Origin of the sequence: Noviherbaspirillum soli (assembly GCF_015352955.1) — a bacterium.
GTDB lineage: Bacteria > Pseudomonadota > Gammaproteobacteria > Burkholderiales > Burkholderiaceae_D > Noviherbaspirillum_A > Noviherbaspirillum_A soli.
Map to the genome: position 1 here is coordinate 245,077 of NZ_JACYOX010000002.1, position 14,460 is coordinate 259,536.

13 protein-coding genes are annotated in these 14,460 nt (G+C 63.3%); 7 read left to right on the plus strand and 6 right to left on the minus strand.

From position 1 onward, the window contains the following. The first annotated feature begins 4 nt into the window (after positions 1 to 4). On the plus strand, positions 5 to 625 hold the full coding sequence (locus IGW04_RS03450) for a lytic transglycosylase domain-containing protein (protein ID WP_228526803.1): 621 nt from the start codon (positions 5 to 7) through the stop codon (positions 623 to 625). Positions 626 to 705: 80 nt separating this feature from the next. Here the strand turns inward: IGW04_RS03450 and IGW04_RS03455 are convergent, their stop codons facing one another. Together IGW04_RS03455 and ffh are read right to left on the minus strand one after the other, a co-directional pair. Beyond that, on the minus strand, positions 706 to 1,140 hold the full coding sequence (locus IGW04_RS03455) for an SWIB/MDM2 domain-containing protein (protein ID WP_194711625.1): 435 nt from the start codon (positions 1,138 to 1,140) through the stop codon (positions 706 to 708). A 204-nt stretch (positions 1,141 to 1,344) separates the two neighbouring features. After that, complete coding sequence (gene ffh, locus IGW04_RS03460) at positions 1,345 to 2,712, minus strand: signal recognition particle protein (protein WP_194711626.1); 1,368 nt, start codon at positions 2,710 to 2,712, stop codon at positions 1,345 to 1,347. Between the two features lie 139 nt (positions 2,713 to 2,851). Between ffh and IGW04_RS03465 the strand changes: the two genes are divergently transcribed. The 6 genes from IGW04_RS03465 to IGW04_RS03490 all read left to right on the plus strand — a co-directional run bounded on the left by IGW04_RS03465 (position 2,852) and on the right by IGW04_RS03490 (position 10,788). Next, on the plus strand, positions 2,852 to 3,658 hold the full coding sequence (locus tag IGW04_RS03465; RefSeq protein ID WP_194711627.1) for a cytochrome C assembly family protein: 807 nt from the start codon (positions 2,852 to 2,854) through the stop codon (positions 3,656 to 3,658). Next, a complete protein-coding gene (locus IGW04_RS03470) occupies positions 3,655 to 3,885 on the plus strand; it encodes a PP0621 family protein (RefSeq protein ID WP_194711628.1) in 231 nt (76 codons plus the stop codon). Before IGW04_RS03465 ends, IGW04_RS03470 begins: the two co-directional genes overlap by 4 nt. A 3-nt stretch (positions 3,886 to 3,888) precedes the next feature. Next, positions 3,889 to 5,514: a sensor histidine kinase gene (locus IGW04_RS03475; RefSeq protein WP_194711629.1), complete on the plus strand. Its 1,626-nt coding sequence runs from the start codon at positions 3,889 to 3,891 to the stop codon at positions 5,512 to 5,514. Positions 5,515 to 5,519: 5 nt separating this feature from the next. Next, a complete protein-coding gene (locus IGW04_RS03480; protein ID WP_194711630.1) occupies positions 5,520 to 6,959 on the plus strand; it encodes a sigma-54-dependent transcriptional regulator in 1,440 nt (479 codons plus the stop codon). Beyond that, positions 6,952 to 7,575 (plus strand): 1,6-anhydro-N-acetylmuramyl-L-alanine amidase AmpD, encoded by a 624-nt coding sequence (ampD, locus tag IGW04_RS03485; protein WP_228526805.1) that lies wholly within the window; start codon positions 6,952 to 6,954, stop codon positions 7,573 to 7,575. The genes IGW04_RS03480 and ampD overlap by 8 nt, the downstream gene beginning before the upstream one ends. 372 nt (positions 7,576 to 7,947) lie before the next feature. Then, a complete protein-coding gene (locus IGW04_RS03490) occupies positions 7,948 to 10,788 on the plus strand; it encodes a ribonucleoside-diphosphate reductase subunit alpha (RefSeq protein ID WP_228526838.1) in 2,841 nt (946 codons plus the stop codon). A gap of 954 nt (positions 10,789 to 11,742) precedes the next feature. Here the strand turns inward: IGW04_RS03490 and gloA are convergent. The 4 genes from gloA to gmhB all read right to left on the minus strand — a co-directional run bounded on the left by gloA (position 11,743) and on the right by gmhB (position 14,449). After that, complete coding sequence (gloA, locus tag IGW04_RS03495; RefSeq protein WP_194711632.1) at positions 11,743 to 12,153, minus strand: lactoylglutathione lyase; 411 nt, start codon at positions 12,151 to 12,153, stop codon at positions 11,743 to 11,745. A 69-nt stretch (positions 12,154 to 12,222) separates the two neighbouring features. Next, positions 12,223 to 13,086, minus strand: coding sequence for a M48 family metallopeptidase (locus tag IGW04_RS03500; protein WP_323744804.1), 864 nt, complete (start codon positions 13,084 to 13,086; stop codon positions 12,223 to 12,225). Then, the gene (locus IGW04_RS03505; RefSeq protein WP_194711633.1) at positions 13,040 to 13,813 is read right to left on the minus strand and encodes a lysophospholipid acyltransferase family protein; all 774 of its coding nucleotides are present in this window, start codon (positions 13,811 to 13,813) and stop codon (positions 13,040 to 13,042) included. Before IGW04_RS03505 ends, IGW04_RS03500 begins: the two co-directional genes overlap by 47 nt. A gap of 39 nt (positions 13,814 to 13,852) precedes the next feature. Next, positions 13,853 to 14,449 (minus strand): D-glycero-beta-D-manno-heptose 1,7-bisphosphate 7-phosphatase, encoded by a 597-nt coding sequence (gmhB, locus tag IGW04_RS03510; protein ID WP_194711634.1) that lies wholly within the window; start codon positions 14,447 to 14,449, stop codon positions 13,853 to 13,855. Between the last annotated feature and the right edge of the window lie 11 nt (positions 14,450 to 14,460).

The following is a 14,460-nucleotide window of genomic DNA, read 5'->3' on the forward strand; positions in this document are numbered from 1 at the left end:
GCTGTTGCGGCTGCTTCTGACGTCGGGTTTCAGCGCCGGACTCGGCCTTGCGGCCGACGGTCATGCCGGCAATCAGAAGGAAGAAGCGCTTGCGGATGCGGTCCGTGTGGCGCTGTCGCGCGCCATCACCGATTCAGCGCCGCCCAAGGTCCGTATCGAGGATATCGATCAGCGCATCAGGTACCTGAACTGGCTGGCCGAGATGTCCGAGCGACTCAAGCGGCGGCTGCCGGACCGCCAGGTCCGCATCGAATTTCTGGAAACCTTGTGGTATGAATCCACCCGTGCCGGGCTGGCGCCAGACTTGGTGCTGGGCCTGGTGCAGGTGGAATCGGCATTCCGCAAATATGCGGTGTCTCATGCCGGCGCACGCGGCTATATGCAGGTGATGCCCTTTTGGACCCGGGTCATTGGCGACGGCGATCCCGCCAAGCTGTTTCACATGCAGACCAATCTGCGTTATGGCTGCTCGATACTGCGGCTGTACATCGATATGGAGCGCGGCGACCTTTTCCTTGCGCTGGGCAGGTACAACGGCAGCCGGGGCAGGCCGGAGTACCCGAACGCCGTGCAAAGCGCGTGGAAGCTATGGGAACTGAAGGAGCTAAAGGAATCGAAACGCTAGGGCGCCTTCGGATGGTCAGTCACTGATGCATAAACAAAAACGCCCGCGCTAGCGGGCGTTTTTGTTTAGCTCCTGAAAGATCATTTCAGGTGGCCGGAAATGAGTTTCGTCATCTCGAACATCGATACCTGCTTCTTGCCGCCAAAGACTGCCTTCAATTTGTCATCTGCATTGATGTTGCGCTTGTTGGCTTCATCCTGCAGCTTGTTCTTCTTGATGTAGTCCCAGACCTTCTTGGTGACTTCAGTGCGCGGCAACGGGGCATTGCCAACAACGGCGGCCAGCGTATCGGACGGCGTCAGAGGCTTCATGAATGCTGCATTGGGCGTGCGCGGGCTGGCGGATTTAGCTGCCTTGGCGGCGGTCTTGCCAGCGGCTTTTTTCGCTACCGGAGCGCTGGAAGATTTTTTTGCGGGTGCTGCTTTTGCTGCCGGGCTCTTGCTGGAAGCTGCGGTTTTTGCAGCTGACTTCTTGGCGGCCGGTTTAGTGGCTGCTGATTTTTTGGCTGTTGCCATCTTCAAACCTCCTCACTATAGCGTTAAAAAATTGCGCCATGTCACGCATCGCTAATAGTGGGTGGCTTTTGCAAGGTACGCAAGTGTTTTTTACAACTATATGGCCGCAAAATCGCATTGCGGCCACAGCCGGTTCTTCATAGGGAAAACGGGGCTTGCGAACGGCTGTTTGGCCGGTCTTGCGACCGGCTTCTGCGCGGCCTTTCAGCGCATGCCGGGCATCATGCCTTTCATGCTGCGCATCATCTTCATCATGCCGCCGCCCTTGAGCTTCTTCATCATCGATTGCATCTGGTCGAACTGCGACAGCATGCGGTTGACTTCCTGAACCGGCACCCCGGCGCCGGCGGCGATGCGGCGCTTGCGCGATGCCTTGATGAGCTCGGGCTTGCTGCGCTCCTGGGCCGTCATCGAATTGATGATGCCTTCCATGCGCCGCACCTGCTTTTCTGCCTGGTCCATGTTGGCGCCGCTGGCGGCCTGCTGGAACTGGGCCGGCAGCTTGTCCATCAGGTTGGACAGGCCGCCCATTTTCTTCATCTGGCCCAGCTGCGCCTTGAAGTCGTTGAGGTCGAACTTGCCGCCGCCCTTGATCTTTTCTGCCAGCCCCTGCGCGGCGGCGACGTCGACGCCCTTGCGGGCCTCTTCCACCAGCGCCAGGATGTCGCCCATGCCAAGAATCCGGTTGGCCATGCGCTGCGCGTCGAATGCTTCCAGGCCATCGAGCTTCTCGGCCACGCCGGCGAACTTGATCGGCTTGCCGGTGATGTGCCGCACCGACAATGCCGCGCCGCCGCGGGCATCGCCGTCGAGCTTGGTCAGGACGATGCCGGTCAGCGGCAACGCTTCGTTGAAGGCGCGCGCGGTATTGATCGCGTCCTGGCCCAGCATGGCGTCGACCACGAACAGGGTTTCGATCGGCTTGACGGCGGCGTGCAACCCGCTGATTTCCTGCATCATCGCTTCATCGATGCCAAGGCGGCCCGCGGTATCGATGATCAGCACGTCATGGAAATGGCGTCTTGCATGGTCCAGCGCGGCGCGGGCGATGTCGACCGGCTTGTCGGTCGGCTGCGAAGGGAAGAAATCGGCGCCGACCTGGGCAGTGACGGTTTGCAGCTGCCCGATGGCGGCCGGACGATAGACGTCGGTCGAGACGGTCAGCACCTTTTTCTTCTTCTGCTCGCGCAGGTATTTGGCCAGCTTGCCGACGGTGGTGGTCTTGCCGGCGCCCTGCAGGCCGGCCATCAGGATGATGGCCGGCGGCTGGGTGGCGAAATTGAGCTGGCTGGCTTCGGGGCCGAGATCGGCGCCCATCAATTTGGCCAGCTGGTCCTGGACCACGCCTACCAGGGCCTGGCCGGGCGTGAGCGAGCCGATCACTTCCTCGCCCAGCGCTTTTTCCTTCACGCGAGCGATGAATTCGCGTACCGCCGGCAGCGCGACGTCGGCTTCCAGCAGCGCCAGCCGCACTTCGCGCAGCATGTCTGCGGTATTGGCTTCGGTCAGGCGGGCTTCGCCGCGCATTGTCTTGACCACTTTGGCAAGACGTTGAGTCAGGTTGTCAAGCATGGGAACGATTCTGTATAGGAAAGAGGAGGGCGAACATCTAAAGAGAGTCGCATTTTACCCGATGCGGCGGCCGGAAAATCAGGCGGCACGGCAGTAAAGCGGCAGGCAGCCGCCGCGGCACATGGTGTAAACTTGCGCGATGCAAAATTCCCTTTTCTTCCTGGCTGCCCTGATCTACCTGGTTTGCGCCGTATTGCCGGCGCAGCAGCGCACTGCAATTGCCGCCGGTACGCTTCTGGCCTGGCTGGTCCATGGCGGCGCGCTGTGGACCGATATGGTGGTGCCGGGCTCGTTGCGGTTGGGTTTTGCGGTAATACTATCGGCCACATTGTGGATATCGGTCGCGGCCTATTGGCTGGAAAACCGCAACTTTTCACTCGACAGCCTGCGCGTGCTGGTATTGCCGAGCGCAGCGGTGGCCGTGGTGCTGCCGGCGCTGTTTCCAGGCAGCCTGGTGCCGTTGCAGGACAAGCCCGTTCTGTATGGCTGGCATATCGCCATCGCCATCATGGCCTACAGCTCGCTGACGCTGGCGGCGTTTCATGCAGTGCTGATGGCGGTGCAGGAAGCCAGCCTGCATACCCGTCCCGGCGGCCGGCTCGGCTGGTTCGCGGCCATGGTGGAACGCCTGCCGGCGCTGCTGACGATGGAGCGGCTGCTGTTCCGGATGATCGGTTTCGGCTTTGCATTGCTGACCCTGACCGTGCTGTCGGGCATTGTCTTTTCCGAGGAATTGTTTGGCCAGGCGATGCGCTGGGATCATAAAACCATCTTCACCCTGCTTTCCTGGCTGCTGTTCGGGCTGCTTCTCGCCGGGCGCCACTGGCGCGGATGGCGCGGCAAGACAGCGCTCAGCTTTACCCTTTCCGGCTTCGCCACGCTGCTGCTGGCCTACGTCGGCAGCCGCTTCGTGCTGGAAGTGGTGCTGCACCGGGGACTGGCATGAAGTTCCTGATCTGGGGCGTGATCCTTGCGCTTGTAATGTTCTGGCTGCTCAGGCCAAAGGCGAAGCCGGTGGCGCAGCGCAAGCCGCGGGCCGCCGTGGATGCGCCCGAGGCGATGCTGCAGTGCGCTGAATGCGGCATGCATTTCCCTTCTTCGGAAGCGCTGCCCGCGGCAACCGGCGAAGTGTTCTGCTGCGAAGAGCACCGGCGTCATCATGCGTCGCGCTGAAGGATGAGTGCTGTTGCCGGCAGCCTGCGGCCAGGCAATCGGGAAACCATCTGGCGCACGCTGCAAACCTTCAATGTCACCCGGATCGCCATTGCGGTGGTGCTGCTGGCCTATCTCAGCATCAATGCCCGGCAGGGTTTCTGGATGGTGGAGGGCTTTCTCTACCGGCAGATCTGTGGCGTCTATCTTGCGCTCGCCGTGGGTTTAGGCGTTGTCACGGTATGGCGCCGTCAGCGCCTGCTGCTGCAGCTCACCGCGGGCGTACTGGCCGATATCGTTTTCATCAGCACGCTGTATGTCGCCGCTGGCGGTGCCCGGAGCGGCCTTGCCATCCTCTACCTGTTCCCGCTGGCCGGCAGCGCGGTGCTGGCGCCGATGGTGCTGGCGCTGTTCTTCACGGCGCTGGCGGCGCTGGCCATGCTGCTGGAAAGCGCCTATCAGCTGCTCAATTCCACGGCCGAGTCGACCATCTCCCAGGCCGGGCTGTATGGCGCCGCATTCTTCTCCGCCGTCTATGTGCTGAACCGGCTGGCGGGAAGGCTGATACGGCAGGAGCAGCTGGCGATGCAACACCACCAGGGCTTGCAGACGCAGCAGGCGATCAACCAGCTGGTCATTGCCGATATGGGCGATGGCGTGCTGGTGATGGGCACGGATACCACCATCTTCATCGTCAATCCGGCCGCCGAGCGCATGCTGGGCCTGTCCAGTGCTGCCGCGCGGGGCCGGCTGGTTGACATTGCCTGGCTCGCGCCCGTGGCCGACGCCTACCTTGCCTGGGCCGGCAACAGCGCCGCTGCGCTGGCATTCGTGATGCTGAAGCCGGCGGAAGAGCGGATGACGCATCTGCGGCTGCGCTTTGCCAGCACCGGCGCCACCGGCAACGAGCGCATCGTGGTGTTCCTGCAGGATGTGGGCGAAATTGAAAACCGGGCCCAGGAGTTGAAGCTGGCGTCGATGGGGCGCCTGACCGCCAGCATTGCCCATGAAGTGCGCAACCCGCTGTCGGCGATTTCCCATGCCAATTCCCTGATCGCCGAGGACGCGGTCGACCCGGTGCAGCTGCGCCTGGTCAATATCATCAATGACAATGTCAGCCGCCTGAACCGGATGATCGAGGACATTTTGCGGCTCTCGCGCAAGGCCCAGCCAGGCAATGAGCCGGTGCGGCTGGCGGCGCTGGTGCCGCAGATGGTGGAGGAATTCCGTGATGCGCAGGCGCTGCGGCCCGGCCTGATCCATGTCGGCATGCTGGATGACTGCAAGGTCCTGTTCGATCCGCTGCATCTGCGTGAAGTGATTGTCAACCTGCTTTCCAATGCGCTGCGCTACGCCAGCGGCCAGGATGCGTCGATCCGGCTGTTCATGGTGACCGGCTCGGCGCAGCGGCGCGAATTGCATGTGCAGGACGACGGCGCCGCCATCACGCCACAGGTGCGGGCGCATCTGTTCGAGCCTTTCTACACTACCTCGAGCAAGGGGACCGGCCTGGGCCTGTACGTGGCGCGCGAACTCTGCATGAACAATGGCGCCATGCTCGACTATGAATACCGCAGCGATGCCTGGAACCAGGCGCTGGCCCAGGCCAGCGGCCGCTTTGTGATCACCCTAGCCACTCCCGACGCCTGAACGCCATGCCACCACCCCGCATATTGATCGTCGACGATGAAGCAGACCTGCGCGAACTGCTGGACATCACTTTCCTGAAAATGGGGCTGGACAGCGACTGCGCCGCCACATTGGCGGAAGCCAGAACCTATCTGACGCGCCATGCCTATTCAATGGTGCTGACCGACATGCGCCTGCCCGATGGCCTGGGCATCGAGCTGGTGCGCGACGTCGCGGCCAACTACCGCAATACGCCGATCGCCGTGATCACTGCCTTCGGCAGCGCAGACAATGCGGTGGCGGCCCTGAAGGCGGGCGCCTTCGATTACCTGTCCAAGCCGGTTGCGCTGGACCAGTTGCGGGTCATGGTGCAGTCAGCCCTGAAACTGACGCCGGCACCGAGCCTGACCCCGGCTGCCGCGCCATCTGCCGCTTTGGGGACGGCATTGCGGCTCCTGGGCGAGTCGGAGGCGCTGCGCAACGTGCGCGCCCAGATCGTGCGGCTGGCGCGCAGCATGGCGCCGGTGGCCATTACCGGCGAATCCGGGTCGGGCAAGGAACTGGCGGCCCGCGACATCCATGCGCAGAGCGCGAGGGCCGACAAGCCGTTCGTCGCGGTCAACTGCGGCGCCATTCCGGAAGCACTGATGGAAGCCGAGTTCTTCGGCTACCGCAAGGGCGCGTTCACGGGCGCCGCCGAGGATCGCGACGGCTTCTTCCAGGCAGCCAATGGCGGCACGCTGATGCTCGACGAGGTGGCTGACCTGCCGCTGCCGATGCAGGTCAAGCTGCTGCGCGCCATCCAGGAGCGCCGGGTGCGCAAGGTCGGCTCGACGGTGGAGGAGCCGGTTGATGTGCGCCTGATCAGCGCAACCCATCAGAACCTGGCCGCCTGCGTCGAGGCCGGCAAGTTCCGGCAGGATCTGTATTACCGGCTCAACGTGATTGAACTGAGCCTGCCGCCGCTGCGCGAGCGCAAGGACGATATCGGCCTGTTGGCCGGGGCAGTGCTGCAGCGCCTGACCGGTTCCACGCAGACCAGGCTGTCCGCGGCCGCGCTGGATGCGCTGCTGGCACACAGTTTTCCCGGCAATGTGCGCGAACTGGAAAATGTGCTGGAACGTGCGCTTGCCTTTGCCGGCGGCGATACGATAGAGCCGCAGGATTTGGCCCTGAAGCCGGCGACGCCTGCAGCCGCTCCGCTTGCTGCCGTGGCGCCGCGGGTAGAGGCATCGCCTGCAGAAGCAGCCGCGGCGGCGCAGGTGGTGCTCGCCGAAAGCTGGCCGCCGCCTGCGCCGCTGGCCGGCTCCCTGCCCGATCACCTCGACAAGGTGGAGCGCGCGCTGATTCAGGAGACGCTGATGCGCACGGCGAATGATCCGGCGCAGGCCGCCAGCCTGCTCGGGCTGACGCTGCGCCAGTTAAGGTATCGCATGCAGCGACTGGAGATCGGCGGCGATGAATGAGTCCGCGCCATCCGAGGGCATGAAGCAGTTGTCCAAGCTATCCATCGACCCGGACGGCTGGTGCCCGCAGGCGCGGCGCCTGCCGTCACCGAACTTCGATGCACGTTCGCCGGGCGTGGTGCCGGAGTTGCTCGTGATTCATAACATCAGCCTGCCGCCTGAGCAGTTTGGCGGTCCGTATATCGACGGCCTGTTTACCAACACCCTGGACCATGCGGTCCATCCGTATTTCGACCAGTTGCGGCCCTTGCGGGTCTCTGCCCATTTCCTGATCGACCGGCATGGACTGGTGACGCAATTCGTCGCGGCCAATGCGCGCGCCTGGCATGCCGGCTTATCCAGCTTCGAAGGGCGGGAGAAGTGCAATGATTTTTCGATCGGCATCGAGCTCGAAGGCAGCGACTTCGTGCCGTTCGAAGCGGCGCAGTATGACAGCCTGGCGGCGCTGACCCTGGCGCTGCGGCAGCGCTATGGGTTGCGGGCCGTAGCGGGGCATGAGCATATCGCCCCGGGTCGAAAGACTGACCCGGGGCCGTTTTTCGACTGGCCGCGTTACTGGCAGGCATGTGCTGGGGCAAGCGATGTGCCGGCTTTGCGCTTCGCGATGCTGGCCTGAAAGTCAAATTTTTTTACGCAGGAACGTTGGGAAAACGCTATTGCATGTGTGCGCCCAACGCACTAGAATTAGTGCCTACTGCGTCAACCATCACTATATATAGTGTTTCATCTTTGGTGCAGATGGTGCGCCGCCATGGTGCCGATCCCAATGCGAGATCGTGCGTCTGAAGCCGGCGGTGGCCCTTCCGGCAGCGACGTCATCTTCCGGAAACCGTGCGACAGAGGTATGCCGCGCACGACAGACAGATCACCAAAACGCCCAGTCAACAATATCGATTCAGGAGGCCTCGTGTACTCATCCCAGGAAATTTCCAGCAAGACAGGCGCAGAAACGCCCGTCAATCCATCCCTGTCCGCCGTCGCAGGCGTGATGCCTGCCAGCAATGCGTCGGCGGATTACCGGATCCTGCGCCGCAACGGTGCGGTCGTTGGCTTTGAGCCTTCCAAAATCTCTATCGCCATGACCAAGGCGTTTCTAGCGGTCAATGGCGGCCATGGCGCCGCGTCCGCCCGCGTGCGTGAACTTGTCGAGCAGCTGACCGACAGCGTCGTGGCTGCCCTGATGCGCCGCCAGCCGGCCGGCGGCACCTTCCATATCGAAGATGTGCAGGACCAGGTGGAACTGGCGCTGATGCGTTCCGGCGAGCATGACGTCGCCCGCGCCTACGTGCTGTACCGCGCCAAGCGCATGGAAGAGCGCGCGCAGCAGCAGGCCGCCCGGGCCGCCGTGCCTGGCGTGCCGCAATTGCATGTGATCGAAAACGGCCAGCGCCGCCTGCTGGACATGGAACAGGTCCGCACCCTGATCACCGCCGCCTGCATCGGCCTGGAAAAGCATGTCGATGCCGAAGCCATCCTGGCCGAGACGGTAAAGAACCTGTACGACGGCGTGCCGGTCGAAGAACTGCACAAGTCGGCCATACTGGCGGCCCGCGCGCTGATGGAAACGGATCCGGCCTATAGCCTGGTTACCGCGCGCCTGCTGATGCACACCATCCGCAAGGAAGTGTTTGGCCAGGAAGTTGCCCAGGCCGACGCTGCGGCCCACTACCTGCATTACTTCCCGCGCTTCATCCAGAAGGGCATCGAAGCCGAACTGCTCGACACCAAGCTGGCCGAGTTCGACCTCGACCGTCTGGCCAAGGCCATCAAGCCCGAGCGCGACCTGCAATTCGGCTACATCGGCCTGCAAACCCTGTATGACCGCTATTTCCTGCACATCCGCGACGTGCGCATCGAAATGCCGCAGGCGTTCTACATGCGCGTTGCCATGGGCCTGTCGCTGAACGAAGCCAGGCGCGAAGAGCGCGCCATCGAGTTCTACAACCTGCTGTCGTCGTTCGACTTCATGAGCTCGACCCCGACCCTGTTCAACTCCGGCACGCTGCGCTCGCAGCTGTCTTCCTGCTACCTGACCACGGTGTCGGACGATCTCGAAGGCATTTACGACGCGATCAAGGACAATGCGCTCTTGGCCAAGTTCGCCGGCGGCCTGGGCAATGACTGGACCCCGGTGCGCGCGCTGGGCGCCCACATCAAGGGCACCAATGGCAAGAGCCAGGGCGTGGTGCCGTTCCTGAAGGTGGTCAACGACACCGCCGTGGCAGTGAACCAGGGCGGCAAGCGCAAGGGCGCGGTCTGCGCCTATCTGGAAACCTGGCACATGGACATCGAGGAATTCCTCGACCTGCGCAAGAACACCGGCGACGACCGCCGCCGCACCCACGACATGAACACCGCGAACTGGATTCCCGACCTGTTCATGAAGCGCGTGATGGAAAAGGGCGAATGGACGCTGTTCTCGCCGAGCGACGTGCCGGACCTGCACGACAAGGTCGGCCGCGCTTTCGAACAGGCTTACCTCGGCTACGAAGCCAAGGCCGCCAGCGGCGAACTGCGCCTGTTCAAGAAAGTGCAGGCGCTGGACCTGTGGCGCAAGATGCTGTCGATGCTGTTTGAAACCGGCCATCCATGGATCACCTTCAAGGATCCATGCAACATCCGCTCGCCGCAGCAGCACGTGGGCGTGGTGCACAGCTCGAACCTCTGCACCGAGATCACCCTGAACACCAACGATTCCGAGATCGCGGTCTGCAACCTGGGCTCGGTCAACCTGCCGGCGCACATGAAGAACGGCCAGCTCGACCATGCCAAGCTGCAGCAGACCATCCGCACCGCGATGCGCATGCTGGACAACGTGATCGACATCAACTACTACGCGGTGAACAAGGCGCGCGACTCCAACATGCGCCATCGTCCGGTGGGCCTGGGCATCATGGGCTTCCAGGACTGCCTGCACATGATGCGGGTGCCGTATGCCTCCAACGCGGCGGTGGATTTCGCCGACCGTTCGATGGAAGCGGTCTGCTACTACGCCTACTATGCATCGACCGAACTGGCCGAGGAGCGCGGCCGCTACAGCTCTTACCAGGGCTCGCTGTGGGACCGCGGCATCCTGCCGCAGGATTCGCTGAAGCTGCTGGCGGAAGAGCGCGGCGGCTACCTGGAAGTCGACGGCAGCTCCACCATGGACTGGAGCGCGCTGCGCGGCCGCATCGCCCAGCACGGCATGCGCAATTCCAACTGCGTGGCGATCGCGCCGACGGCGACGATTTCCAACATCATCGGCGTGTCGGCATGCATCGAGCCGACGTACCAGAACCTGTATGTGAAGTCCAACCTGTCGGGCGAGTTCACCGAGATCAACGAGCACCTGGTGCGCGACCTGAAGGCACGCGGCCTGTGGGATGAAGTGATGGTCTCCGACCTGAAATACTTCGACGGCAGCCTGGCCCGCATCGACCGCATTCCGCAGGACCTGCGCGAGCTGTATGCCACCGCGTTCGAGGTCGAGCCGAAGTGGCTGGTGGAAGCGGCATCGCGTCGCCAGAAGTGGATCGACCAGGCGCAGTCGCTCAATATCTACATGGCAGGCGCCTCGGGCAAGAAGCTGGATGAGACCTACAAGCTGGCATGGCTGCGTGGCCTGAAAACCACCTACTATCTGCGCACCATCGGCGCGACGCACACCGAGAAGTCGACCACCCGCACCGGCGCGCTGAATGCGGTCAACAGCGACGGCGGCGCCAGCGGCGGCCTGATGTCGCATGCGGCAGCAGCAGCGGCCATGGCAACGCAGGAACCGGAAGGCCCGGCCTGCATGCTGCGCCCCGGCGACGATGGTTTCGAGGAATGCGAAGCCTGCCAGTAAGACTTGCAGCGAAGGCCTGACATGGGCCTTCGTCCTGCCTGCCACGCCCCCTGTTTCACCGAGGCATAGCCTGGATGAAATAGGGGGCGTTTTCTTTTTGTAGGTTTGTGGACATGGGGTATGAACGCAGTTGCAGTTGCAGTTGCAGTTGCAGTTGCAGTTAGGACCCCCGTCTGTGTACCGCCGTGACGGCGATGTCCGGAGCGGGAAAAGGTGCGGCGTCTGTCTGAGCCCCGCGCAGCGGAGCGAGTTTAGCCGCGCCCCGCTCCGGGTATCGACGGCACGGGAACCCCGCGCAGCGGGGCGGCACAGTCGGGGTCGCCTTTTTTGGTTACTTTTTTGGCGAAGAAAAAAAGTGACTCGCCCGCCGGGGCGAACACCCGGCCTGGTCATGACGACAGTGCAGTCGGCTTGTTTCACCCGCGTAAAGACGTCACTGCGAAGCAGCAGTTGCTGTTGACGTTAAGCCATGTTCAACGAACACGTCAACGACAACACCGACAGTGCTGCCCGTGCCTTGCCGGATGACGCAAGGCGGCTGCACTGCCGTGGAGACAAGCCGGGAATCCGTCCCGGCGGCCGGGTCACTTTTTTTGCGTCGCCAAAAAAAGTAACCAAAAAAAGGCGACCCGGTGATCGCGCCCCGCTGCGCGGGGTGCCCGTGCCAGCGATGCCCGGAGCGGGGCGCGGCTAAACTCGCCAAGCTGCGCTTGGCTCAGACAGACGCCGCACCTTTTCCCGCTCCGGGCACCGCTGACACGGCGCGCTCAACGGGATTTCACTGCAACGGCAACGGCAACCGCAACCGCAACCGCAACCGTCGCTGCGCGGACGTCAAAGACAATAGCTACGACTACTGCAGAAGCAACGGCTTCAACCCGTTCAACAACGCCCGGATACCCTGATCGTCAGTCTATCCTTCCGATCCGCAAGGCGCCTTGCAGCAGCCGGCTCTTACTTCTTGTGCAATCCCGACGACGCCTCCGGCCGTTCGATCAGTTCCACCTTGTAGCCATCCGGATCCGTCAGGAAGGCGATTACGGTCGAGCCGCCCTTGACCGGGCCGGGCTCGCGGGTCACGTTGCCGCCGGCAGTGCGGGCCGCGTCGCAGGCTTTCTTCGCATCGTCCACGCCGATGGCGATGTGGCCGTAAGCGGTGCCCATCTCGTAGCTCTCGACGCCGTAGTTGTAGGTCAGTTCCAGCTCGGCATGTTCCGGATTGGTGCCATAGCCCATGAAGGCCAGCTTGTATTTGTATTCCGGATTGTCGCTGGTGCGCAGCAGTTTCATGCCCAGCACGTTGGTATAGAAATCGATGGAGCGTTGCAGGTCGCCGACCCGCAGCATGGTATGCAGCAAGCGCATGGTTGTCCTTTGCATAAAACAGGGAAAGCCGGATTGTAACCGGGTGACGTCCGCTTCGCTGGCGGTGGATCAAAACACCGGCAACAGCTCCGGGCCGCGCTCCCGCAGCACCTTCCTGGCCGCCGCATAGTCCGGGAACACCGAGGCCACGATGGCCCAGAAGCGCGGGCTATGGTTCATCTCGCGCAGGTGCGCCAGTTCATGCGCCACGACGTAGTCGATCTGCTCGTGGGCGAAATGCATCAGGCGCCAGTTCAGCCGGATCATGCCGGCCGCGGTGCAGGAGCCCCATTGGGTACGGGCCGAGGTCAGGGTGAAGGCACGGTATTGCACGCCCAGGCGCTCGGCATACAGCGGCAGGCGCTCGGCGAACAGGCGGTGCGCCTGCTGCTGGAGCCAGTACTTCACGATGTCCTTCAATGCTTGTTCCGGCGCATCGTCCGGCAGATGCACCGCCAGCTCGTTGCTGGCCGCATGGTGGTGGATGGCGGCCACCGGGGCCGCATGCAGGCGCAGCGTCAGCGCGCCGCCCAGGTAGGGCAGGGCGGCGCCGTCGCGCCATTCCATGCGGCATGCGCTGCGCTGGCTGGCGCGTTCCTGGCGCAGCCGCAGCTTGGACACGATCCAGCTTTCCTTGCCGAGAATGGCCGCTTCGATGTCGCGCAGCGTGACCCAGCGCGGCGCAGTGACCCGCAGGCCGCTGTCGCTGATCAGGAAGCCGATGGTGCGGCGCTTCGAGCGCAGCAGCACATAGTCCAGCATGCCGGCGGCCAGCTTCAGACGGCGCAGGCTGGCGCCGGGCGGGAGCGCCGCCGGGCTGGACGCCAATGCCAGTGGCGGCTGTTCCGCCGTGGCCGGCTTGCGCGCCGCCTTCATTGCATGGATCTCACTTTGCCGGCGCAGCCTGCGGGACGGGCTGCTTTTCGCCTGCATACACCGCCGGCGAAATCACCCGCATTTCCGATTCGATCCAGGTTTCGACCTGCTGCAGCAGTTCGCCCGGTGTCAGGCCTTCCGGCGAAATCGGCTTGCCGATCGATACGGTGATCAGGCCCGGCTTCTTGATGAAGGCGTTGCGCGGCCAGCATTCGCCGGAATTCATCGCGATCGGCACCACCGGCGTATTGGTTTCCACCGCCAGCCTGGCGCCGCCGCCCTTGTACTTGCCCTGCCTGCCGACCGCGCTGCGGGTGCCTTCGGGGAACATGATGATCCACTGGCCATCGGCCAGTCGCTGGCGGCCGATCGAGATCACCCTGGCCATCGCATCCTTGCCCTTGCTGCGGTCGATCGGGATCATGCGCAGCAGCGCGATGCCCCAGCCGAAGAAGGGAATGTAGGTGATCTCCTTCTTGAACACATACACCAGCGGATGCGGCATCGCGCACAGGTAGAAGATGGTTTCCCAGGCCGACTGGTGCTTCGACAGCAGCACCGCCGGGCCGTCCGGCAGGTTTTCATAACCGCGAATCTCGTAGCGGATGCCGCATACGACCTTGGCGGCCCAGATCACGAATACATTCCAGCGCGAAGTCCAGTAGTAGCGGTTGGGGTAGGACATGGGCGCGAACAGGAAGCACATCGGCGCCCAGACCACGGTGGCCAGGGTAATCAGCAACGCAAACAGCAGCGAACGCAGAAACAGGATCGTGCGTGACATTCAATCTCCAATCGGGTGGCGGCAGGATGCTGCAGGGGCTCAGGCGAGCCGCCGCTTACCGTCCTTTTGCGGGGTCAGTTCTTCCAGCGGCGCCGGCGCGCTGTCCTTGAGCAGGCTGTCGACCACGCTGGCGAGGTCGGGAAAGATCAGCGTGCCGGGCGGCAGGCCGCCCTTTTCCAGCGTGCGTCCGCCCTTGCCGGTCATGACCAGATACGGCACGCAGCCCACGCCATAGCCAGCCTGCAGATCGCGCAGCGAGTCGCCGACGTTGGGCACGCCCTTCAGGCTGGTATTGAAGCGGGTGGCGATGGTGTGCAGCATGCCGGGCTTGGGCTTGCGGCAGTCGCAGTTCTCGTCGGCCGCATGCGGGCAGTAGAAGATGGCGTCGACGTCGGCGCCGACCTGCTGCGCCGCGGCGTGCAGCTTCTGATGGATCGCGTTCAGCGTGGAAACGTCGAACAGGCCGCGCGCCACGCCGGACTGGTTGGTGGCAACCACCACCCGGTAGCCGGCCTGGTTGAGCCGGGCGATCGCTTCCAGCGAGCCCGGAATCGGTATCCACTCGGCCGGCGACTTGATGAACTCGTCCGAGTCGTAGTTGATGACGCCGTCACGGTCGAGAATGATGAGCTTCATGCCAGTTCCCG